Origin of the sequence: Aeromonas sp. Y293-4 (assembly GCF_027705905.1) — a bacterium.
Classification (GTDB): Bacteria; Pseudomonadota; Gammaproteobacteria; order Enterobacterales; family Aeromonadaceae; genus Aeromonas; species Aeromonas veronii.
In genome coordinates this window covers 84,704-105,496 of sequence record NZ_JAPDCI010000006.1, presented here as the reverse complement: position 1 = coordinate 105,496, position 20,793 = coordinate 84,704, and the positions used below count along the sequence as shown (strand labels likewise).

Annotated in this window: 17 protein-coding genes; 6 read left to right on the top strand and 11 right to left on the bottom strand. The window is 59.1% G+C overall.

The window, feature by feature from the left end:
• Positions 1–70: 70 nt before the first annotated feature.
• From yacG to OKC31_RS08830, 9 genes are all read right to left on the bottom strand, one after another.
• Entirely contained in the window at positions 71–265 is a 195-nt protein-coding gene (gene yacG / locus OKC31_RS08870; protein ID WP_005336142.1) for a DNA gyrase inhibitor YacG, read from the bottom strand.
• Between the two features lie 9 nt (positions 266–274).
• Positions 275–997 carry a cell division protein ZapD gene (zapD, locus tag OKC31_RS08865; protein WP_270656776.1) on the bottom strand — a complete coding sequence of 241 codons (723 nt, stop codon included), beginning with the start codon at positions 995–997 and terminating at the stop codon, positions 275–277.
• Between the two features lie 37 nt (positions 998–1,034).
• Positions 1,035–1,649 (bottom strand): dephospho-CoA kinase, encoded by a 615-nt coding sequence (gene coaE, locus OKC31_RS08860; protein WP_201952893.1) that lies wholly within the window; start codon positions 1,647–1,649, stop codon positions 1,035–1,037.
• Positions 1,650–1,661: 12 nt separating this feature from the next.
• Positions 1,662–2,534 carry a prepilin peptidase gene (locus tag OKC31_RS08855; RefSeq protein ID WP_270656775.1) on the bottom strand — a complete coding sequence of 291 codons (873 nt, stop codon included), beginning with the start codon at positions 2,532–2,534 and terminating at the stop codon, positions 1,662–1,664.
• Positions 2,535–2,595: 61 nt separating this feature from the next.
• Complete coding sequence (locus OKC31_RS08850; RefSeq protein WP_005336136.1) at positions 2,596–3,837, bottom strand: type II secretion system F family protein; 1,242 nt, start codon at positions 3,835–3,837, stop codon at positions 2,596–2,598.
• 239 nt (positions 3,838–4,076) lie between these two features.
• Complete coding sequence (tapB, locus tag OKC31_RS08845; protein ID WP_005336134.1) at positions 4,077–5,783, bottom strand: PilB family type IVa pilus assembly ATPase TapB; 1,707 nt, start codon at positions 5,781–5,783, stop codon at positions 4,077–4,079.
• 4 nt (positions 5,784–5,787) lie between these two features.
• A complete protein-coding gene (locus tag OKC31_RS08840) occupies positions 5,788–6,213 on the bottom strand; it encodes a pilin (protein ID WP_270656773.1) in 426 nt (141 codons plus the stop codon).
• Between the two features lie 315 nt (positions 6,214–6,528).
• Positions 6,529–7,392 (bottom strand): carboxylating nicotinate-nucleotide diphosphorylase, encoded by an 864-nt coding sequence (gene nadC, locus OKC31_RS08835; protein WP_270656772.1) that lies wholly within the window; start codon positions 7,390–7,392, stop codon positions 6,529–6,531.
• Positions 7,393–7,395: 3 nt separating this feature from the next.
• Positions 7,396–7,866 (bottom strand): retropepsin-like aspartic protease family protein, encoded by a 471-nt coding sequence (locus OKC31_RS08830; RefSeq protein ID WP_270656770.1) that lies wholly within the window; start codon positions 7,864–7,866, stop codon positions 7,396–7,398.
• Positions 7,867–7,996: 130 nt separating this feature from the next.
• On the opposite strand from OKC31_RS08830, the gene ampD reads away from it, so the two are divergent.
• The 5 genes from ampD to lpdA all read left to right on the top strand — a co-directional run bounded on the left by ampD (position 7,997) and on the right by lpdA (position 15,940).
• Positions 7,997–8,572 (top strand): 1,6-anhydro-N-acetylmuramyl-L-alanine amidase AmpD, encoded by a 576-nt coding sequence (gene ampD, locus OKC31_RS08825; RefSeq protein WP_270656769.1) that lies wholly within the window; start codon positions 7,997–7,999, stop codon positions 8,570–8,572.
• 278 nt (positions 8,573–8,850) lie between these two features.
• A complete protein-coding gene (pdhR, locus tag OKC31_RS08820; protein ID WP_005336127.1) occupies positions 8,851–9,615 on the top strand; it encodes a pyruvate dehydrogenase complex transcriptional repressor PdhR in 765 nt (254 codons plus the stop codon).
• 79 nt (positions 9,616–9,694) lie between these two features.
• The gene (gene aceE, locus OKC31_RS08815; protein WP_040068936.1) at positions 9,695–12,355 is read left to right on the top strand and encodes a pyruvate dehydrogenase (acetyl-transferring), homodimeric type; all 2,661 of its coding nucleotides are present in this window, start codon (positions 9,695–9,697) and stop codon (positions 12,353–12,355) included.
• Between the two features lie 119 nt (positions 12,356–12,474).
• Positions 12,475–14,364 (top strand): pyruvate dehydrogenase complex dihydrolipoyllysine-residue acetyltransferase, encoded by a 1,890-nt coding sequence (aceF, locus tag OKC31_RS08810; RefSeq protein ID WP_005336125.1) that lies wholly within the window; start codon positions 12,475–12,477, stop codon positions 14,362–14,364.
• 148 nt (positions 14,365–14,512) lie between these two features.
• Positions 14,513–15,940 carry a dihydrolipoyl dehydrogenase gene (gene lpdA, locus OKC31_RS08805; RefSeq protein WP_005336123.1) on the top strand — a complete coding sequence of 476 codons (1,428 nt, stop codon included), beginning with the start codon at positions 14,513–14,515 and terminating at the stop codon, positions 15,938–15,940.
• A gap of 70 nt (positions 15,941–16,010) precedes the next feature.
• On the opposite strand, the gene OKC31_RS08800 is transcribed toward lpdA, so the two are convergent.
• Both OKC31_RS08800 and OKC31_RS08795 read right to left on the bottom strand, forming a co-directional pair.
• Positions 16,011–16,193: a hypothetical protein gene (locus OKC31_RS08800; RefSeq protein WP_216952195.1), complete on the bottom strand. Its 183-nt coding sequence runs from the start codon at positions 16,191–16,193 to the stop codon at positions 16,011–16,013.
• A gap of 143 nt (positions 16,194–16,336) precedes the next feature.
• A complete protein-coding gene (locus OKC31_RS08795) occupies positions 16,337–18,247 on the bottom strand; it encodes a methyl-accepting chemotaxis protein (RefSeq protein WP_128834314.1) in 1,911 nt (636 codons plus the stop codon).
• 234 nt (positions 18,248–18,481) lie between these two features.
• On the opposite strand from OKC31_RS08795, the gene OKC31_RS08790 reads away from it, so the two are divergent.
• Positions 18,482–20,743, top strand: a complete 2,262-nt coding sequence (locus OKC31_RS08790; RefSeq protein WP_270656805.1) for a patatin-like phospholipase family protein — start codon at positions 18,482–18,484, stop codon at positions 20,741–20,743.
• The last annotated feature ends 50 nt before the right edge of the window (positions 20,744–20,793 follow it).

Below are 20,793 nucleotides of genomic sequence, written 5' to 3'. Positions count from 1 at the left end.
GTAATCAACAAGCATGAAAAAAGGGCCAATCGGCCCTTTTTTCATGTTGCAGAGGTGCGTGACTAGGGGCTTATAGCCACTGATCCCCCTCTTCCGGCTCCGGCAGCAGATCCGGGTTGATCTCCCCCGGGATGCGCTTCTCTTCATCGGCCCATTCGCCGAGATCGATCAGCTGGCAGCGCTTGCTGCAGAAGGGACGGAACGGACTCTGCGGGCCCCACTCCACTTCGCTCTGGCAGGTCGGGCACTTTACCTTGGTGACCATGAGCCCTCCTTAGCAGCAGGCGAGCTGGAATGGCACATCGCCAATCGGCTGTTCGCCGGTTGGCAGGAAGCGCAGCGCGAAACGGTTCTTGTGGCCGCTCAGGGTAGGGTAGCAGCAGAGATTGCCCGGCAGCTTGATGCGGATCAGCTCGGCGCTCTCGGCGGTGTCCTGGAAGAAACCGTTGCTGGCAACCTGCTCACTGAAGCTGCCTGATTCACGCCACAGGCGCAGCAGGAGCGTGATGGCATTCATCAGCAGGTTAATATCGCTCAGCCAGCCCTGCATCTGCTGGTGACGGGTGATGGCCGGGGTGCCGAGCCAGTGGTGCAGCTGCGGCACATCGAAGGCACACAGACCACCCGGGATGGAGAAGCGCTGGCGGATGGAGCCGAGCAGACGATCCTCTTTCAGGCGGGCACCCGGGCGTGGCGAATTGAGCAGGTTGCGGGAGAGCTGGCTGCTCTCTTGCTGCATCAGTTTGATCTGCTCCAGATCGACATCGGGCAGGCTGGCCCAGTGGCTCAGACGCTGGCCGAGACGCTCCAGATCCTTGATGAGGTCGGCGCGCAGGTCACCACGCTCCAGCAACTCCTGCAGATCGAACAGCCCCTTGAAGAAGGCGATATGTGCCCAGGATTGTTCACTCTCCAGATTGTCGCGGATCTGGGAAAACAGGGACTCCAGACGAAGATAGGTCCGGCTTTTTTCATTGAGGGGGAAATCGTAAATCATGCCTAATCCTGGCCAGCCATAAACCGGCCTAGTGTACTCACACTTGGCGGCCTTGTTGAGAGGCAATTGCCAGATATGTCTCGTGCAGCGCCAAAATCCGCGTTTTAATCGCCATTTCGCTGCCATTGTAGTTTTCGATGACATCATCCGCCGCCGCGAGGCGCTCCGACCGACTCGCTTGGGCGGCGATGATGGCCTTGGCTTGCTCGGCCGATACCCCATCACGGCGACAGGTGCGCTCAATCTGGGTGGCTTCATCCACATCGATCACCAGCACCCGGTTGGCGAGGCCAGTGAGTTTGTTCTCCACCAGCAGCGGCACCACCAGCAGGCAGTAAGGAGAACTGGCTGCGGCACACTGGCGCAGCATTTCGCTGCGAATGAGCGGATGGAGCAGGGCATTGAGCCACCCCTTGGCCTGCGGGTCGCTGAAGACCCGCTCGCGCAGGGCACGACGGTCGAGTTGACCGCTAGGTTCAATCACATCAGGGCCAAAATGGTCGGCGATGGCGGCAAGGGCCGGGGTGCCCGGCTCGACCACTTCACGGGCGATCACATCGGCATCCACCACCTCGATACCCAGCGCGGCAAACTGATTGGCGATAGTGGTCTTGCCGCTGCCGATACCACCTGTGATAGCAACTACATACATGGGGCCTCTTGCTCAAAGCAGGGTAGAGAGATACCAGCGGGTGATGGTATCGCCCCACAGCAGGGCGATCCAGCCCGCGATGGCGAGGTAGGGGCCGAAGGGAATGGGCTTGCCCTGATGGTGTTTGTGCAAGGCGATCAGACTGATGCCGATCACGGCGCCGACCAGGGATGAGAGCAGCAGAATTATGGGCAGCGCCTGCCAGCCGAGCCAGGCGCCCAGTGCCGCCAGCAGCTTGAAGTCGCCATAGCCCATCCCCTCCTTGCCGGTTAGCAGCTTGAAAGCCCAGTAGAGGCTCCAGAGCACCAGATAGCCGGCCATGGCGCCGCTCACTGCATCAGCCAAGGGGACGAAGCCACTTGCCAGGTTGAACAGCAGCCCGCCCCACAGCAGTGGCAGGGTGAGCTGGTCGGGCAGCAACATCTTGTCGAGATCGATAAAGGTGAGGGTGACCAGCACCCAGGTCAGCAACAGGGCGGCCAACGTACCCCAGCCCGGGGTTATGACCATGGCTACGGCCACCGAGAGCAGGGCTGTTATCAGCTCTACCAGCGGATAGCGGGCCGAGATGGGGGCCTGACAGTCGCGGCAACGCCCTTTGAGCCAGAGCCAGCTCAACAGCGGGATGTTCTCAAGCGCAGTGATGGCGTGGCCACAGTGAGGGCATGCGGAGCGCGGTACCATCAGGTTGTAGCGCTCTGGCGCAGTTGCCTCCTCATCGGGGGAAAAGTAGCCGCGATACTCGGCCTGCCACTCCCGCTCCAGCATGATAGGCAAGCGGTGGATCACTACGTTAAGGAAGCTGCCGATCATCAGGGAGAAAAGAAAAACCAGCGAGAAGTAGAGCCAGGGCAAGCTGTGAGCCAGCTCGAGAAGAAGTGTCATAACCAACCGTCAGTTATTGGATGAGGGGGAGGGCATGGCGGTGGTGCCATGCCCTGATAAATCAGCCTACCACGTCGCCAAGCTTGAAGATGGGCAGGTACATGGCGATAACCATGCCGCCGACCAGCACCCCGAGCACCACCATGATAAGGGGTTCCAGCAGGCTGGTGAGGCCATCGACCAGATCATCCACCTCCTGTTCGAAGATGGTGGCGACCTTGGAGAGCATATCATCGATGGCACCGGACTCCTCACCGATCATCACCATTTGGATCACCATGTCGGGGAAGAGATCGACGGTGCGCATTGCAACGTTGATCTGCATACCGGCCACCACCTCGTTGCGGATGGCCATGACAGCGGTGCGATAGACATAGTTACCCGAGGCCCCAGCCGCCGAAATCAGCGCATCTACCAGCGGGATACCGGCGGAGAAGGTGGTCGACAGGGTGCGGGCAAAGCGGGCCATCGCCGCCTTGTGCAGGATCATCCCGACCACCGGAATGGTGAGGACGAACTTGTCGGTATTGTCTTTCACCTTCTGGGAGGCCCGCCAGGCCCGCACGTAAAGGAAGATGCCAAGGGCCGTGCCACCAAAGAAGACATACCACCAGTTCTGCATAAAGCGGGAGATGCCGATAACAAACTGGGTGAACACCGGCAGCTCGGCACCGAAGCTCTTGAAGATATCCTCGAACTGCGGAATGACGAACAGCAGCAGGATGGAGGTGACCACGATGGCGACCAGAATGACCATGGTGGGGTAGAACATCGCCTTCTTGATCTTCGACTTGAGCGCTTCCGACTTTTCCCGATAGGTGGCGATACGGTCGTAGATGGTTTCCAGCGCACCGGATTGCTCACCGGCTTCCACCAGATCGCAGTAGAGATCGTCAAAGTAGAGGGGATGGCGGCGCAGTGCCTCCGACATGGGGGTACCGGTCTCCACATCGGCGGCAATCTGCCCCATCAGCTCGCGCATCGAGGCTTTCTCGTGACTGCGGGCGATGATCTGCAGGCTCTGCACCAGTGGTACGCCGGCGGAGAGCATGGTGGTGATCTGGCGTGAGACGATGGCGATATCCATCGGCTTGATCTTGGCGCCGCCCTTGGAGAAGAGCCCCTGGGATTTCTTGGCTACCTTGGTGACGTTGACCCCCTGCTTGCGCAGTTCGGTCTTGACGGTGTTGATGCTGTCGGCCTGCAGCTCGCCGGAGACCTTCTGCCCCTTGCGATTAACCCCGTGCCAGCGGAAGGCGAAGACTTTCTTGGGGGCATTGTTCTTTTTCGTTAGGGTTGCCATCTTTGCATCCTGCAATGGGGTTGGTTGTCAGAGTCGGACTCTGCACGTCACCAACCTGGTCAAGGTGCCCGACTGGCTTGATGCCTGCGGGGTACTGATAGGGTGGGTGGTACCTTCTTGGCGCCAGCCCAGTTACTTGAATATCTGATTACTCCGTTGTCCTGACTATCGTCCGTCCCGTATTCGTGAACGACCGATAGGCTCTGCCAACCAAACCGGCGGTTCGTTCCGCACACGGATCAGTTGGTGGTGACCCGGTTGACCTCGGCCAGACTGGTGACCCCGAGCCGGGCCTTCTCCAGTCCCGAGGTGCGCAGGGTACGCATCCCTTCCTTCTGGGCGATCGCGGCGATTTGCAGGGAGTTGGCCCCCTGCATGATCAATTTGGCGATGTTCTCCGACATCAACATAATTTCGTAGATGCCGACCCTCCCCTTGTAGCCGCCGGAACACTCCTTGCAACCGACCGGTTTGAACAGTCGTAGCCCGGCCGCCAGCTGCTGCGGCGTAAAGCCCAGCTCCAGCAGTTCGGCTTCCGGTACTACTTCCGGCGCCTTGCAGTGGTCGCACAGTTTACGGGCCAACCGCTGGGCCATGATTAGGGTCACCGAGGAGGCGATGTTGAAGGCGGGCACCCCCATGTTCATCATCCGGGTCAGGGTCTCGGCGGCGGAGTTGGTATGCAGGGTGGAGAGCACCAGGTGGCCGGTCTGGGCAGCCTTGATGGCGATCTCGGCGGTTTCGAGATCGCGAATTTCCCCCACCATCACCACATCCGGATCTTGCCGCAAGAAGGATCGCAAGGCGCTTGCAAAGGTGAGCCCCGCCTTGGGGTTGACCTGCACCTGGTTGACGCCGGGCAGGTTGATCTCCACCGGATCTTCGGCGGTAGAGATATTTACCTCGGTGGTGTTGAGAATATTGAGGCCGGTATAGAGCGAGACCGTTTTGCCCGAGCCGGTGGGGCCGGTCACCAGGATCATCCCCTGCGGCTTGGAGAGGGCGCGCAGGTACTGCGCCTTCTGCCTGTCATCAAAGCCGAGTTGCTCGATATTGAGGCGTGCCGCCGAGGAGTCGAGCAGACGGATAACGATCTTCTCCCCCCACATGGTGGGCAGGGTATTGACCCGCATATCCATCGACTTATTGCGCGACAACTTCAACTTGATGCGGCCATCCTGCGGCAACCGCCGCTCGGCAATATCGAGTCGCGCCATCACCTTGAGGCGAGCGGAGAAGCGGTTGGAGAGGTTGACCGGCGGTGTGGCAATTTCATGCAGAATGCCATCGATGCGAAAGCGAACCCGATACTTGAACTCATAGGGCTCGAAGTGCAGGTCGGAGGCACCGCGCTTGATGGCATCCATCAGGATCTTGTTGATGTACTTGACGATGGGAGCATCGTCATCGGCGGTATTGACGCTTTCGTCCAGCCGGCTGTTCTCGTCGGAGACCTCGAGATCCGAAATCTCGGATTCGTCGATATCCTCCATGCCGAGGGCGTCGTTTTCGCTCTCCAGCAGCTTGCCGATGGCGGCGGTGAGCTTGTTTTCCTCTACCAGCAGTGCTTCGGTATGAAGGCCGAAGCTGAAGCCAAAGTCCTCCAATGCCGAGACATTGGTCGGATCCGACATGGCGATATAGAGGGTGTGGCCCTGGGTGTAGATGGGCAGCACGTGGTGTTTCTCAATCAGCTTCTGATTGAGGTACTTCTGCGGGATCTCGGCCAAATCGAAGGCGGCAAGATCCAGCAGAGGTACCCCATACTCCAGCTCGCAAAAATCGGCGAGCGCTTTACTGTCGAGGATTTCGTTCTCTATCAGAAATGTGACAAAGGGTTTGCGCTGGGCCTTGGCTTGGCTCAGATAGCGCTGGGAGTCCTCTTCACTGATCAGTGAAGAGGCGGCCAGGCTTAACGCCAGGCCGCTATTGGGGCTAGAAGTCATCTATTTATGGGCAGTAAGCAGTATCGTCACTGCCAGACAAGTCACATGTGCCAACCCACACCAGTGGATCACTCGTGCTTGTAGGTGCAGATGCTGCAAGCTTATAAATATCGCTATCTGTTAATGGGGTTAGTTTGCCTGTAACCGGTTTAACTTCGATCGTATAAGGGGCGGAGGAGGAGCCTGCGGTATATTTTACTTGCACATTTCCTCTTGCCACAAATGCGGTATCAGTTGCTGGACACCCTGATCCGGATTGAACACAGAGTTCCACTGCTGTCTTGATTGCACCTGTCGCAGCGACTAACTCAGTCATCTTGGCTTTTTTGGTGTAGTTCTGATAAGCCGGCAGCGCTACCGCCGCCAAAATGGCCACGATTGCGACCACGATCATCAGTTCAATAAGGGTAAAACCCGATTGCTTCTTCATTTGAAATATCCTTTTATCCTTGGTTCCTGGGAAGTGTCGGTGGAAAATCATCCGCACGTCAGTATCTTATCCGAGCTGTCAGGGGTGGCAACAGAGATTGCTGCCTTTGTTAACTACTTTCATGTCATTTACCAAAAACTTGATGCGAGTCATAAAATAAGTGGCTTCTTATGACTCTTTGTTACGGGTGAAAGCGGGTCCGTCATTACACTCCTTTGCTGATGGATCCTGCATAAAGAAAAGGCGCCCATGGCGCCTTTTGCAAGTTGTTTATCCGGTTAGGTCGAGTATTTGCTCAGGCCTGCGGGGTGAATCTCACTGCTGGATAAAGCGCATGGAGAGATCGAGCGCCCGTACATGCTTGGTCAGCGCCCCGACCGAGATAAAATCGACGCCGGTGGCCGCAAACTCGGCCAGAGTGTCGAGGGTCACATTGCCGGAGACTTCCAGCTTGGCGCGGCCCTGATTGATGGCGACCGCTTCCCGCATCATGGTCACGTCGAAGTTGTCGAGCATCACGATATTGGCCTTTGCCGCCAGCGCCTGTTCCAGCTCTGCCAGTGATTCCACTTCCACCTCCACCGGTTTGCCCGGATTGAGATGACGAGCCTCGCTAATTGCCTCGGCAATGCCGCCACAGGCGAGGATATGGTTCTCTTTGATGAGGTAAGCGTCGTAGAGGCCGATGCGATGATTCTTGCCGCCGCCACAGGTGACTGCGTACTTCTGGGCGGTGCGCAGCCCAGGGATGGTTTTGCGGGTGTCGAGCAGGCGGCAGTCAGTGCCCTCCAGCTCTGCCACATAGCGGGCGGCGAGGGTGGCGACACCAGAGAGGGTCTGGACAAAGTTCAGGGCATTGCGCTCGCCGGTCAGCAGCAGGCGGGCAGGGCCGTGGAGGCGGAACAGCTCCTGATTGGGGGAGAGCACTTCTCCATCCTGCACCTTCCACTCTACCTTGACGTCGCCGCCGAGTTGTACGAACACTTCATCAACCCAGGGCTGGCCGCAGAACACACCGGCCTCACGGGTGATGACCCGGGCGCTGGCCATCCGATCGGCCGGGATCAGCTGGGCGGTGATATCGGCGCTGGCGTCCGGTTGGTCCAGCGTAGTGAGGGCATCGCCCAGATCTTCGAGTAGTGCGGCGCGCACGGCGCGGCTGACATCCTGTTGAAACATGCCTTATTCCTGCAAGGGTCTGAGCAGCAGTTGCCGCTCCTTTTGAACCAGCTCCAGCCGACCGAGGGCGTTCATGCCAACCAGCACTTCGTCACCGTCTGCCGCCGGATTGATAAAGATGGCCAGATCGTACAAGGTCAATGGCCCCATCGCCAGCGTTTCGATGGTGCCGTTGCCGACCCGGATCTGCCCCGCAGCGGTATTGACCTGGCTGCTGCCATGAGCGGTTAGGCCGAGCCGCTCGGCAACCTGCTGCGGGATGGTGATACGGGTGGCGCCGGTATCGAGCAGCAGTTGCACCGGCTGACCGTTGATGGCACCCTCCAGACGATAGTGGCCGCTCTGGTCGGCCCGCAGCAACAGCTCGCCGCTGGCGGTGACGCTTGGTTGGTTGCGGGAGTGAAAATAGAGGGTCAGCAGGCTCATCAAAGAGAGCCAGGCCAGTAACCACATCCAGCGTGCCGTGTGCTGCATACCCCATCCATATCGAGCGGAAGATGACTCAGCCTAACATACCATTTCCCTTGGATTCAGTGAGTTGGTGCCGGATTGCCTATCAGGTATCTTCGTTTTCTCGCCATTTATCAGCCAACTCGAGTAGCAGATGACTCAACTCGCTTCGCAACCTTGTTTCTCTATCGATGCCGCAGGCTGGTGCCAGCAGGCGCGCCGGGTGCCTTCTCCCCATCACAACGAACGGGCAGCGCCGGATGATATCTCCCTGCTGGTGGTGCATGGCATCAGCCTGCCGCCGGGGGAGTTCGGCGGTCCCTTTATCGACGATCTCTTTATGGGACGACTCGACCCTGAGGCTCACCCCTATTTTGCCGGTATCCATCAGTTGCGGGTTTCGGCCCATTGCCTGATCCGCCGTGATGGCGAGCTGGTGCAGTATGTGCCGTTCGGCGCGCGCGCCTGGCATGCTGGTATCTCGAGCTGGCAGGGGAGGGAGGCATGCAATGACTTCTCCATCGGTATCGAGCTGGAGGGGACTGACGAAATCCCCTACACCGAGGCTCAGTACCGGGCACTGGCGGGGCTCACCCGAGCCATATCAGATCGCTATCCGGCGATTACCCACGAAAAAATTGTCGGCCATTGCGATATCGCACCAGGGCGCAAGACGGATCCCGGAACCAGTTTCCAGTGGGATTACTACCGGCAATTACTAAACAGATAAAGTAAATATTAAAATTTAGTTTGGATTTTAAAATCAATGGCTTGCCTATCTGGCAGGCCATTTTTGTCTCTGGTTGCGCAAATGTTATTTGTGAGCGTGGTCAAGATTATTGGTCAGACCATTTTCTATGAGCTAAATCATGATTCCCCTGCTTTACCTCTTAAGTGGTGGGGCTGATTCTTGACTCAGATCATCTTTTGAGTGGACTTTTCAAAAGGCCTCTGCTAATTTTCGCCCCATCCATAAAATTGGTAATACCAATTTAACAAAGTAGCCTCATGCCCTATCGCAAGATTACGCAACCCAAGTTGGCCGACTCCATTGTCGCCGAGCTGGAACAGATGATTCTGGAAGGCAGCCTGCAGCCGGGGCAGAAATTGCCTCCCGAGCGGGAGCTCGCCATCCAGTTTCAGGTATCGCGCCCCTCCTTGCGCGAAGCCATCCAGCGACTGGAAGCGCGCGGATTGCTTTATCGCCGTCAGGGCGGCGGCACTTATGTGCAGAATGCCCTGAGCAAGGGGATCGCCGATCCTCTGTTCGAACTGCTCAGTACCCACCCGGAAGCCCAGTATGACCTGCTGGAGTTTCGCCACGCGCTGGAAGGCATCTGTGCCTACTACGCGGCTTTGCGGGGAACCGGGTCTGATTTCGAGCGCATTCGTCAGGTGCAAACCACCATCGAAGAGGCGGGCCAGCTGGGCTCGCTGGTGGCCGAGTCGGCAGCCGTGACCCAGTTTTATCTGGCGGTGGCCGAGGCGTCCCACAACGTGGTGCTGCTGCACCTGCTGCGGGCCATGAGCCCGATGCTTGAGCAGAACATTCTGCAGAATAACGAGATTTTGAATCGCCGCCCGGGAGTGGTAGCCAAGATACGTCGCCATCGCGCGAATCTGATCGAGGCTATTCTTTCGGGGGCTCCGGAGCGGGCCAGAACAGCTTGTCATGAGCATCTGGCCTTTATCGAGGACACCTTGTTGGATATGCAGAGGGAAGACAGCCGGATCCAGCGATCCATGCGTCGGATCCGTCAGCAGGAAAACTAATCCCACAAGGCTCTATTGTCGAATGCTTGCGCCCTTCGCCGTGCAATGCCGTGCAATCACAACAACATAGGAACCAGCCATGTCTGATATCCTGAAGAACGATGTGGACCCGATAGAAACGCTGGAGTGGCTTGCCTCTCTGGAATCCCTGCTGCGTGAAGAGGGTCCGCAACGCGCTCAGTTCATCCTTGAACAGTTGGCCGAGAAAGCCCGCGTAAGCGGTGTGGACGTGGCTGCCAAGGCAAATCGCGATTACATCAACACCATCCCGTCCAGCGATGAGCCGGACTACCCGGGTGACCTGGAGATGGAACGCCGCATTCGCGCCATCATCCGCTGGAACGCCATGATGATCGTGCTGCGCGCGTCCAAGAAAGACCTGGACCTGGGTGGTCACATGTCTTCCTTCGCTTCTTCTGCGACCATCTATGATGTCTGCTTCAACCACTTCTTCCGTGCTCGCAACGAGAAGGATGGTGGCGATCTGGTTTACTTCCAGGGTCATATCTCCCCGGGCATCTATGCTCGCGCCTTTGCTGAAGGTCGTCTGACCGAAGAGCAGCTGGACAACTTCCGTCAGGAAGTGGATGGCAAGGGTATCCCTTCCTATCCGCACCCGAAACTGATGCCGGACTTCTGGCAGTTCCCGACCGTCTCCATGGGTCTGGGCCCCATCGCCGCCATCTATCAGGCTCGCTTCCTGAAGTACCTGACCGACCGTGGTATCAAGGATTGCTCCGAGCAGACCGTTTACGCCTTCCTGGGTGACGGCGAGATGGACGAGCCGGAAGCCAAGGGTGCCCTGACCGTTGCCGTGCGTGAAAAGCTCGACAACCTGGTGTTTGTGGTTAACTGCAACCTGCAGCGTCTGGATGGTCCGGTTGTCGGTAACGGCAAGGTCATCAACGAGCTGGAAGGCCTGTTCGCTGGCGCCGGTTGGGATGTCACCAAGGTTATCTGGGGTCGCAAGTGGGATGAGCTGCTGAAGAAAGATACCTCAGGCAAGCTGATCCAGCTGATGAACGAGACCGTGGACGGTGACTACCAGACCATGAAGTCCCGCGACGGTGGCTACATCCGCGAGCACTTCTTCAATCGTTATCCGGAAACTGCCGCGCTGGTCAAAGACATGACCGACGAGGAGATCTTCGCCCTGAACCGCGGTGGTCACGATCCTCGCAAACTGTTCGCCGCATTCAACAAGGCGACCCAGACCAAGGGCAAGCCGACCGTTATTCTGGCCAAGACCATCAAGGGTTACGGCATGGGTGAAGCGGCCGAAGGCAAGAACATCGCTCACCAGGTCAAGAAGATGGAGCTGGACTCCGTGCGTCACCTGCGTGACCGCTTCAACCTGCCGGTGGCCGACGAGCAGCTGGCCGATCTGCCGTACCTGAAGATCGAAGCCGGTTCTGCCGAGCACAAATACCTGCATGACCGTCGCACAGCCCTGAAAGGCTATGTGCCGACCCGTCTGCGCGAAAGCACCACCAAGCTGGAAATCCCGGCGCTGGATGCCTTCGGTCCGCTGCTGGGCGAGCAGGCGCGCGAAATCTCCACCACCATGGCGTTCGTGCGTTCCCTGAACGTGATGCTGAAAGACAAGTCCATCGGCAAGCGCATCGTTCCGATCCTGGCTGACGAAGCCCGTACCTTCGGTATGGAAGGTCTGTTCCGCCAGATCGGTATCTACAGCCCGCACGGTCAGCAGTACACCCCGCAAGACCGCGACATCGTCTCCTACTACAAGGAAGACAAGCAGGGTCAGGTTCTGCAAGACGGTATCAACGAGCTGGGCGCCATGTCCTCCTGGCTGGCTGCTGCGACCTCTTACAGCACCAACGATTGCCCGATGATCCCGTTCTACATCTACTACTCCATGTTCGGCTTCCAGCGGATCGGCGACATGGCGTGGGCAGCCGGTGACCAGCAAGCCCGTGGCTTCCTGCTGGGTGCGACCTCCGGTCGTACTACCCTGAACGGCGAAGGTCTGCAGCACGAAGATGGTCACAGCCACATCCTGGCGAACACCATCCCGAACTGCATCTCCTACGACCCTTCCTACGCCTATGAAGTGGCGGTGATCGTACAGGACGGCCTGCGCCGCATGTACGGTGAGAACCCGGAGAACGTGTTCTACTACATCACCACCCTGAACGAGAACTACGCCATGCCGGCCATGCCGGAAGGCGCCGAGGAAGGCATCCGCAAGGGTATCTACAAGCTGGAATCCGTCGCCGGTGCCAAGGCCAAAGTTCAGCTGCTGGGTTGTGGTTCCATCCTGGGTCACGTGCGCAAGGCTGCCCAGATCCTGGCCAGCGAGTACGGCATCGGTTCCGATGTGTTCAGCGTCACCTCCTTCAACGAGCTGGCTCGTGACGGTCAGGACGCGGATCGCTGGAATATGCTGCACCCGACCTCTGAAGCGCGTGTTCCCTACATCGCTCAGGTACTGGGTTCCGAAGCCACCATCGCTGCGACCGACTACATGAAGTCCTTCGCCGATCAGGTTCGCGCCTTTGTTCCGACCGAGAACTACCGCGTGCTGGGTACCGACGGTTACGGCCGTTCCGACAGCCGTGCCAACCTGCGTCGTCACTTCGAAGTGAACGAGTTCTACGTGGTTGTTGCTGCTCTGACCGAACTGGCCAAGCGCGGCGAGGTAGACAAGCAGGTTGTGGCCGACGCCATCGCCAAGTACGGCATCGATGCCGACAAGGTCAACCCGCTGTACGCGTAAGTGGGTCAAGGGTCGCGCCGTATGACGGCGCGACCCTGCCAGGATTTAAAACGGTTAACGCGAGATGTGCGTGGCGGCATCAGCCAGTCACGCGGATCGACGCAAGAGGATAAAGCACAATGTCCAAACAGATTATGGTGCCGGATATCGGCGCCGATGAAGTTGAAGTCACCGAGATCATGGTGGCCGTGGGTGACAAGGTCGAGCTGGACCAGTCCATCATCGCGGTAGAAGGCGACAAGGCCTCCATGGAAGTGCCGGCCCCGTCTGCCGGTATCGTCAAAGAGATCCTGATCAAGGTAGGCGACAAGGTTGCCACCGGTTCCCAGATCATGATCTTCGAAGCCGAAGGCGCTGCCGCCCCTGCTGAAGTGGCTGCACCGGTTGCTGCTGCTCCGGCCGCCGCACCTGCCGCTGCCGTGCGCAAAGATGTGCACGTGCCGGACATCGGTGACGACGAAGTGGACGTGACTGAAATCATGGTTGCCGTGGGCGACATGGTAGAAGCTGACCAGTCCATCATCGCCGTGGAAGGTGACAAGGCCTCCATGGAAGTACCGGCACCGTTCGCAGGCCGCGTAGTCGAGATCAAGGTTGCCGCTGGTGCCAAGGTCTCTACCGGTTCTCTGGTGATGGTATTTGAAGTGGCTGGCGCTGCGCCTGCTGCCGTTGCTGCTCCGGCTCAAGCTGCCGCGCCCGTGGCTGCTGCCCCGGTTGCCGCTGCTGCCAAAGAGGTCAACGTACCGGATATCGGTGGCGACGAAGTGGAAGTCACCGAGATCATGGTTGCCGTGGGTGACAAGGTTGAAGCCGACCAGTCCCTGATCGCCGTGGAAGGTGACAAGGCCTCCATGGAAGTGCCTGCGCCGTTCGCCGGTGTGGTCAAAGAGATCAAGGTGAAGGCGGGTGACAAGGTCTCCACCGGTTCCCTGATCATGGTCTTCGAAGTGGCTGGCGCTGCTCCTGCCGCCGCGCCGGTTGCTCAAGCTGCCGCTCCGGTCGCTGCAGCCCCTGTTGCCGCTGCTCCGGCTCCGGTTGCCCAGGCTGCTGCCGCTGCGACCGATTTCGTTGCCAACGATGCTTACGTGCACGCCTCTCCGGCAGTACGCCGTCTGGCGCGCGAGTTCGGCGTCAACCTGGCCAAGGTGAAAGCCTCCGGTCGCAAGGGCCGCATTGTCAAAGAAGACGTACAAGCCTACGTGAAGGATGCCATCAAGCGTGCCGAGTCCGCTCCTGCCTCTGCCGGCGTAGCCGGTGGCAACGGTCTGGGCGTACTGCCGTGGCCGAAGGTAGACTTCAGCAAGTTCGGTGATGTGGAAGAGGTCGAGCTGACCCGCATCCAGAAGATCTCCGGTCCGAACCTGCACCGCAACTGGGTCATGATCCCTCATGTCACCCAGTTCGACGAAGCCGATACCACCGAGCTGGAAGCGTTCCGCAAAGAGCAGAACGCGATGCTTGAGAAGCAGAAGGCTGACGTGAAGATCACCCCGCTGGTGTTCATCCTGAAAGCCGCCGCCAAGGCGCTGGAAGCTCACCCGCGCTTCTGCAGCTCCCTGTCCGAAGATGGCAGCAAGCTGATCATGAAGAAGTACATCCACATCGGTGTGGCGGTTGATACCCCCAACGGTCTGGTTGTGCCCGTGGTGCGCGATGTTAACAAGAAGGGCATCATGGAGCTGTCTCGCGATCTGGCCGAGATCTCCAAGAAGGCCCGTGCCGGCAAGCTGACCGCTGCCGACATGCAGGGCGGTTGCTTCACCATCTCCAGCCTGGGTGGCATCGGCGGTACCAGCTTTACCCCGATCGTCAACGCGCCGGAAGTGGCCATCCTCGGTGTCTCCAAGTCCGAGATGAAGCCGAAGTGGAATGGCAAAGAGTTTGCGCCGCGCCTGATGCTGCCGCTGGCTCTGAGCTACGACCACCGCGTGATCGATGGTGCCGATGGGGCTCGCTTCATCACCACCATGAACGGCGTGCTGTCCGACATTCGTCGACTGGTCCTGTAAGTGAGAGGGCGGGCCCAGAGCCTGCCCTTTTTACTTCTCATTTCATTAACATGATCGTAAACTTGCCCCGTTTTTTTCACGGCTGCAGCCACCCGTTTCGGTATAAGACTGCGCTGTCCGGGGATATAAGAACGACAAAGAGGTCATGATGAGTAAAGAAATCAAAACCCAGGTCGTAGTACTGGGTGCTGGCCCTGCCGGTTATTCCGCTGCTTTCCGTGCAGCCGATCTGGGTCTGGATACTATTATCGTCGAGCGTTACTCCACCCTGGGTGGCGTCTGCCTGAACGTGGGCTGCATCCCCTCCAAGGCGTTGCTGCACGTTGCCAAAGTGATTGAAGAAGCCAAGGCGCTGGCCGAGCACGGCATCGTCTTCGGTGCCCCGCAGACCGACATCGACAAGATCCGTCTGTGGAAAGAGAAGGTTATCAACCAGCTGACCGGCGGTCTGGCTGGCATGGCCAAGATGCGTAAAGTTCAGGTTGTTAACGGCTTGGGTAAATTTACCGGCCCGAACACCCTGGAAGTTGAAGGTGCCGACGGCAAGACTACCGTGACCTTCGACAACGCCATCATCGCGGCCGGTTCCCGTCCGGTGAAGCTGCCGTTCATTCCCCACGATGACCCGCGCGTATGGGACTCTACCGATGCGCTGGAGCTGAAAACCGTTCCTGGCAAACTGCTGGTTATCGGTGGCGGCATCATCGGTCTGGAGATGGGTACCGTTTACTCCTCTCTGGGTTCCGAGATCGACGTGGTGGAATTTGCCGACCAGCTGGTTCCGGCTGCCGACAAAGACATCGTCAAGATCTATACCAAGCGTGTGGCCAAGAAATTCAACATCATGCTGGAGACCAAGGTCACCGCAGTTGAAGCGCGCGAAGACGGCCTGTACGTCTCCTATGAAGGCAAGCACGCCCCGGCCGAGCCGGTTCGTTACGACAACGTGTTGGTTGCCGTAGGCCGTGTGCCGAACGGCAAGATGCTGGATGCCGAGAAGGCAGGCGTTGCCGTGACCGAGCGCGGTTTCATCGAGGTGGACAAGCAGCTGCGTACCAACGTGGCGCACATCCACGCCATCGGTGACATCGTTGGTCAGCCGATGCTGGCACACAAAGGTGTTCACGAAGGTCACGTTGCCGCCGAAGTTATCGCCGGCAAGAAGCACTACTTCGACCCGAAAGTGATCCCGTCCATCGCCTACACCGAGCCAGAGATGGCATGGGTTGGTCTGACCGAGAAGGAAGCCAAGCAACAGGGCCTGAACTTCGAAGTCGCCACCTTCCCGTGGGCTGCTTCCGGTCGCGCCATCGCGTCCGACTGCTCCGACGGTATGACCAAGCTGATCTTCGACAAGGAGAGCGGCCGCGTCATCGGTGGTGCCATCGTGGGTACCAACGGCGGTGAACTGCTGGGTGAAATCGGTCTGGCCATCGAGATGGGTGCTGACGCCGAAGATATCGCGCTGACCATCCACGCTCACCCGACTCTGCACGAGTCCGTGGGTCTGGCTGCCGAAGTCTTCGAAGGCTCCATCACCGACCTGCCGAACGCCAAGGCCAAGAAGAAAAAGTAATTTTCTTCCCCGCTTGTCTAAAAAGCCGCTCGAATGAGCGGCTTTTTGTTTTCGGGGTTTGGCTAAGAGGTTAGCAGCGCCCCTTCTTGGCCTGACCGGGCGGGCAGAAGGTGCCATAACCGCCACCACTGCCGTCACTGACCCGGATCCGGGTATCGTCTACGCTCACGTCGGCGCCGTGTACCCGCACCGGCCCGTTGCTGCAGGCGCTGAGCACTCCTCCCAGCAACACCATCACTATCAGTTTGCCCATAACTCCTCCTCATATTTCCCTGATTATGAGGCATTTCGAGAGCCGCATAACGGCGGTTGAATGGCCGTGCGTCACCGTTTGCCGTGGCTATGACAGAGGGTGCCGCAGCGCCCTCTGGTGAGTCTTCATAAGTGGGATGCAGACTACAGCCGGAAGTTGCCAACCAGCTTGTCCAGCTGACCGGAGAGCTGCTGCAGGCTGCGGCTCGATTCGGTCAGCTGGTGGGCGATATCGGCGGTCTCCATGGTGAGCTGGTTGATATCTTCCACGTTGCGGTTGATCTCGCCGACCACGCTGGACTGCTCCTCGGTGGCGGTGGCGACCTGGATATTCATGTCGTTGATCTGGGTGATGTGCGCGGTGATCTGGCCGAGGGCTGCGTTGGCCTCATCGGCCTGGCTCACTACCTCCAGACTCTGGTTGCGCCCCTGCGCCATGGCGCTGACCGCGCGGGCACTCTGCTCCTGCAAGCGGTTGATCATCCCCTGGATCTCGGCGGTCGAGGCGGCTGAGCGGTTGGCGAGGTTACGCACTTCATCTGCTACCACGGCGAAACCGCGACCCTGTTCACCGGCACGAGCGGCCTCGATAGCAGCGTTCAATGCCAGCAGGTTGGTCTGCTCCGAGATGCTGCGGATGGTTTCGAGGATGCTGCCGATGGAGTCGGTCTGGCTCGCCAGCGACTCGATAACCCCTGCCACCTGCTCAATCTCGCCGGAGAGGTCGACGATGCCGTGGCGCGCCTGCGCTACCACTACTGCCCCTGCATCGGCCTGATCGTTGGCCTGTCTGGCTACTTCGGCTGCCAGCGAAGCGTTACCGGCGATCTCGCTCACCGTGGCCCCCATTTCGTGGATAGCGGTGGCCACCTGCACGGTGCGATCGCGCTGGGCAGTACAGTTGTGCTGGGTCAGCTGCGCCTTGTTGGCCACCTCGTTGGCGGTGGCCGCGAGCTGGCGGGAGTTCTCCGCCACCTGCTCGATGGAGCCGTGGATCTTGGCGACGAAGTTGTTGAAGCCGGTGGCGACCTGACTCAGTTCGTCACGTCCTTCCACCTTGAGGCGCTGGGTGAGATCCCCATCGCCGCTGCCCAGCTCCTTGAACAGGCGGGCCAGCTCGTTGAGCGGGCGGCTGACCGAACCTGCCAGCAGCATCCCCATCAGCCCCATGACCAGCGCAATCACCAGCGAGATCATCAGGATCTCGTTGCGGGTCTGATCCAGCTCGGCATAGATCTCGGCTTCTGGCACCTGGGCCACCAGATACCAGTCGAGCAGCGGGATATAGCTACTGGCCAGTACCATGGGCTCGCCATTGACTTCGGCGTTGATAACGGCAAAGGGACGTTTGGCCAGCAGGCTGCCGGTATCACCGCTGGCAATGTTGCCAAGCGTGTCACGCTCGATGCGGTTGGCCTCGGGGTGCAGCTTCACCTTGCCGCTGCCATCGACCATAAAGACGATGCCGCTCTCTTCCAGCCGGAAGTTGGAGACCATGGTCACCATGGTGTCGAGGGATTTGGCAAAGCCGGCCAGCCCGCGCCCGTTGAGCTGCTGGAAGTTGACGAACAGCTTCACCTCGCCGTTGCTCTCGCGGAAGATGCTGAGGGTCATCTCCTTCTGGCTCTTGGTGTAGTCATAGAACCAGGCATCTTGCGTGGGGGTCAGGTTGCGCAGAAAGCCATCCTGGTTGTAGTAGGCGGCACTCTGGCGATCGGCGAAGGAGGCAGTCACCAGACCATACTGGTTGGCCACATCCTTGAGCTGGTTGATGAGGATTGGCTCCTGCTCTTTGGGCATGCCCCGATCCACCCAGTCGAGGATGAAGCGGTCGGTGGCCAGTTGGCGGGCGGCCTGGGCGATGCCGTGGAGATCCTGTTCAATCTCCTTGCTGATCCGCTGGGTCAGGTTGGGGAGCTCCTGCTCGAACATCCGGTTTTCGATCAGTTGCTGGGCCGAGCGTTGGCTGAAGTAGCCTACCAGCAGGCAGGAGACGACCACGGCCAGGGTGACCGTGGCCAGTATTTTCTGTTTAAGAGTGAGGGTTGCCAGCATAAAGGTGCTCAAAAGGTTGAGATTGACGACGCTCATATTAGCGGCAGCGCGGCGCTACCCATGAGGCTTGCAGCCCTTTATTTGCGGATTACGTTTGCGCTCACAGGGGCGGCGGCGTGCCCCTTCGCCATGCAGCACAGGCGGGATGCGGATTGACGGTTGCGCTAACTGCCGGGCCCCTTATAGTAGAGGCCATCCTTGGTGACTGACCCTCTGAATAATATGGAAAATATGATGCGCAGCTTAGGTGCGGGATGGACCCGTCTGCTTTTGGTGATGCTGGCGGCCTGCCCACTGCTGGCTGTGGCGGCACAGGGGGAGCGCCCGAAAATTGCGGTGGTGCTCAGCGGCGGCGGCGCCAAGGGATCGGCCCATATCGGCATCCTCAAGGTGCTGGAGCAGAAACGGATTCCGGTCGACATCATAGTCGGCACCAGCATGGGCTCTTATGTGGCGGGGATGTACGCCATGGGGCTCAGTGCCGAGGAGGTGGAGCGCACTACCCTGGCCATCGACTGGAACAAGGGGTATCAGGACAAGGTTGGCCGCGACGAGCTGTCGTTGCGTAAAAAGCAGCAGAACGAGCAGTATCAGCTGCGCACCGATATCGGGGTGAATGGCGACACCACCCAGCTGCCGGACGGTTTTTTCCAGGGCCAATCCATGGCCAGCCTGCTGCGGGGGGCCACCTCCAACCTGCCGGTGCAGGAGAGCTTCGATGATCTCCCCATTCCCTACCGCGCCATGGCGACCGACATGGAGACGGTCACCCCTTACGTGCTCGATCACGGCAGTCTGGCCAAGGCGATGCAGGCCTCCATGTCCATTCCCGGTGCCCTCAAGCCGGTGGAGTGGGAGGGGCACATCCTGGCGGACGGCGGCAGCGTCAACAACATGCCGGTGGATGTCGCCAAGGCGATGGGGGCCGACGTGGTGATCGCGGTGGATATCGGTGCCAAGCTGCGTACCCGGGAGTCCCTCAAGTCAGGGTTGGCGATGATCGACCAGCTCACCACCTACATGACCCAGGTGGGCACCGACAAGCAGAAGGCGCTGATGGGACCGAAGGATATTCTGATCGCCCCCGAGTTTGGCGATATGGGGATCGCCGACTTTGCCCGCATGCCGGAGGGGATCAAGATTGGTGAGACGGCGGCTGACAAGGTGTCGCTGCAACTCGATAAGCTGTCGCTCACCAAGGCGCAGTACAACGCCTATCGCAACCAGAAGCTGAGCCGCCGTGCCGAGCGTAGCGGTCAGCCCGCCTACTTCATCGACAAGGTAGAGATCATCAACAAGTCGCGCCTCTCCGACGAGACGGTGCGCGCCATGCTGAAAGTGCGGCCGGACAAGGTACAGACCAATGAGAGTCTGGAAGCGGGCATTCGCCGCCTCTATGCCCTTGAGTCGTTCGATCGCATCACCTACGAGGTGGAGGAGCGTGATGGGGAGAATGTGCTGCTGGTGGATGCCAGCGAGAAGAATTGGGGGCCGGGCTACCTCAACTTCCAGTTCGGTTTCACCGATGACTTCGAGAACACCTCCAACTACAACGTCGGCATGTCCTATACCCTCACCAACGTCAACGAGTGGGGGGCGGAGTGGCTGACCGAGGCATCGTTGGGCACGGCCAAACATATCAAGACTGACTTCTATACCCCGCTCGAACCCTCCCAGACCTTCTATGGTGAGGCGAGCCTGGCCTATGACCAGACCCTGCGCCGCCTGTTTTTCCCCAATCCGGATCCCGAGACGGTTTCGATAAGCTATCTCGACTCCGAATACTCCTTCTTCAGCGGTGATCTGGCGGTGGGCTGGAACCGCCAGCCCTGGAGCAGGTTGTCGATGGGGCTGGAGGGACAACTGGGCACGATTGATGTGAAGAACTTCAAGGGGCTGGAGATGGATGCCACGGCGTGGGGCCCCTATGTCCGCTTTGAACACGACAATCTGGATAGCCGCTATTTCCCCTATCAGGGGATGAAATGGGACATGAAACTGGGCCACTCCCACGTCAGTGTGGATGGACTCGAGTCAGCAGATGGCCGCAGTGAAGGCTGGAATTATCAGCTCTCGATGATCAAGCCCTGGTCATGGGACAGGCACAGCCTCAACCTGATCCTCGAAGGGGGCGGCTCGGGCAGTGAAGAGGTGGTGCCGCTGCATATTCAGGATCTGGGCGGGCTGTTCCGCCTCTCCGGTTTCCAGCGCTACCAGCTGAGCGGTCGCTACAGCCTGTTTGGTGGCCTGCGCTACATCTATCGGGTGGCAGACAATGACTTCGGTGCCCTCAAGATGCCGCTCTATCTGGGCGGATCTCTGGAGCAGGGCGGGGTCTGGAACAAGGGGGAGGATATCAGTCTGGAGAGCTCCTTCACCGCCGGTTCGCTTTATGTCGGGGTGGAGAGCTTCCTCGGCCCTGTGTTCCTCGGCTACGGCATGGCGGAGGGGGGCAATGACGTCTTCTATCTGCAATTGGGCAGTACGTTCGAATAATGCCGAAATGATGCCAATTTGTTAACTATGGTTGAGGGCGTTCAATTAAT